1 protein-coding gene is annotated in these 2,621 nt (G+C 73.1%); it reads left to right on the forward strand.

From position 1 onward, the window contains the following. The first annotated feature begins 120 nt into the window (after positions 1 to 120). Positions 121 to 2,610 carry an alpha/beta fold hydrolase gene (locus E1287_RS42905; RefSeq protein WP_131971842.1) on the forward strand — a complete coding sequence of 830 codons (2,490 nt, stop codon included), beginning with the start codon at positions 121 to 123 and terminating at the stop codon, positions 2,608 to 2,610. Positions 2,611 to 2,621: the final 11 nt, after the last annotated feature.

Genomic DNA, 2,621 nt, shown 5'->3' on the forward strand with positions numbered 1-2,621 from the left:
ACCCCCCACGCTCCCGCGCACTGACGCGCCCTGGCCGCCACGCCCCGCGCGCGGACGCGCCGGGGCGGCTCCGCACGTCGGACGAGGAGGGGCGGGTCGCACGCGCATAGGGTGCTGAACATGAGGGTCGGGGGCGCGTTCCGCGCGTGGTGGGGCAGGACGGGGCGCGCCGCACGCTGGGCAGCGGCCGGGGCGGCGATCGCGCTCGCCGCCGGGTGCGCCGCCTGGGGTGTCGGCGTCACGGGCGACCGCGCGTCCCGCGTCCGGGCCTCCGACCAGCGCATCGCCGTGGTCGACGGCCCGCGCGACGACCAGCGCGTCACGCTCGACACCACGTTCTACCGCCCGGCCGGACGCGCCGACGTGCCGGCGATCATGCTGGGTCACGGCTTCGGCGGCAGCAAGCGGGACGTCGCGGACGAGGCGCGCCGCCTCGCCCGCGCCGGCTACGCGGTGCTGACCTGGTCCGCGCGCGGGTTCGGCCGCTCCACCGGCGAGATCGCGCTCAACTCCCCCGACTACGAGGTCAAGGACGCCCGGCAGCTCATCGACTGGCTGGCGCGGCGTCCCGGCGTCCGGCTCGACGGGCCCGGCGACCCGCGCCTCGGCATGGCGGGCGGATCGTACGGCGGCGCGATCGCGCTGATGACCGCCGCGTACGACCGGCGGGTGGACGCCATCGCGCCAATGATCACCTGGCACAGCCTCGCGGACGCGCTGTTCCCGAACTCCGCAGGCGCAGGCCCCTCGGACGGCGTCTTCAAGAAGCTGTGGGCGGGCCTGTTCTTCACCGGCAGCGCGGGCCGGACGGCATGCGGACGCTTCCTGCCGTCCCTGTGCGAGATGTACCAGGAGGTCGCGGAGAAGGGCCGTCCCACCGCCACGGCTATCGAGACGCTGCGCCGGTCGAGCCCGTCCTCCGTCGCGGACCGGATCAGGGTGCCGACGCTGCTCGTCCAGGGACAGGCCGACTCGCTTTTCCCGCTCGACCACGCCGACGCCAACGCCCGCGCGATCGCCCGCAACGGCGCGCCCGTGTCGGTGGTCTGGTTCCAGGGCGGCCACGACGGCGGCGATCCGGAGACCGAGCGGATCGAGGGCCTGGTGCTCGACTTCTTCGACGCGCGGCTGAAGGGGGCGTCCGCGAGCGGCGGGTTCACGGTGACGCGGTCGGGCGGGATCGACTCGTCCACGCGGAGGGTCGTCGTGGACGAGGCGACGACGCGGACGTATCCGGGCCTTTCCCGTGATCCCGTGCAGATGCCGCTGAGCGGCCGGGAGCAGACGATCTACAACCCGCCGGGCGGGTCGCCCGCGTCCATCTCCGCGGTGCCGGGCTTGGGGTCGCTCGGCGCCGGCGGCGCTTCCGGCTCGCTAGGCGCACTCGGTTCGCTCGGCGGTGGGTTCCCCGCTGAGCGACCAGGGCAGTTCGCCGTGTTCGACACGCGTCCGCTGGAGGAGCCGGTCCAGCTGACGGGAGCCGCCAGCGTCCGGCTCCGGGTGGACGGAGACGGCCCGCTGTTCGCCAAACTGTACGACGTCGCCCCCGGCGGCGGGACGGCGACGCTGGCGCGGCGGCTTGCCGCACCGTTCCGGGTGTCCGGCGGACGCGACGTCACCGTCACGCTCCCGGCGATGGACCACCGCTTCGACCGTGGCCACCGGCTCCGGCTCGTCATCGCGACCACCGACCTGGGGTTCGCGACACCGGCGGAGCCCTCGACCTACAAGGTGCGGACGGTGTCGCCGCTGACGGTCCCGACCGTCCCGTCGTTGGCGACCGCGCCGACGCCCGTCCCCGCGTGGGTCTGGGCTCTCCCGCTCGCGGGCGTCGCGCTCGCTCTCCTCATCGTCTTGTCCGGACGGCGTCGTCCCGCCCCCGAGCAGGACAGCGACGTCCCGCTGGAGATAACGGGCCTGACGAAGGCGTACAAGAACGGCCATCTGGCCGTCGCCGACCTGTCGTTCCGGGTGGAGAAGGGTCAGGTGCTAGGGCTGCTCGGCCCGAATGGCGCAGGAAAGACGACGACCCTGCGCATGTTGATGGGGCTCATCCATCCAGACTCAGGCGAGATGCGCATATTCGGTCACCGCGTCTATCCCGGTGCTCCCGTCCTGTCGAGACTGGGTTCATTCGTTGAGGGACCTGGTTTTCTCCCACACCTCTCCGGCCGCGACAACCTTGACCTCTACTGGCGCGCCACCGGTCGTCCCCTGGACGAAGCCCACCTGGACGAGGCGCTGCAGATAGCCGACCTGGGTTCCGCGCTGGACCGTCCCGTCCGGACGTACTCGCAGGGCATGCGGCAGCGCCTCGCCATCGCGCAGGCCATGCTCGGGCTACCGGACCTCCTCGTCCTCGACGAGCCGACCAACGGCCTCGACCCGCCGCAGATCCGCGAGATGCGGGGCGTGCTCGTCCGGTACGCCGAGGCCGGACGGACGGTCATCGTCTCCAGCCACCTGCTGGCCGAGGTCGAGCAGACCTGCACGCACGCGGTCGTCATGGCGGGCGGACGGCGCGTCGCCGCCGGCCCGGTCACGGAGATCACCGGCTCCGGCCGCCGCCTGGAGGACGCCTTCCTGGAGATCATCGGAGAGACCTCGTGACCGCTCACACG

Origin of the sequence: Actinomadura sp. KC06 (assembly GCF_004348735.1) — a bacterium.
Classification (GTDB): Bacteria; Actinomycetota; Actinomycetes; order Streptosporangiales; family Streptosporangiaceae; genus Spirillospora.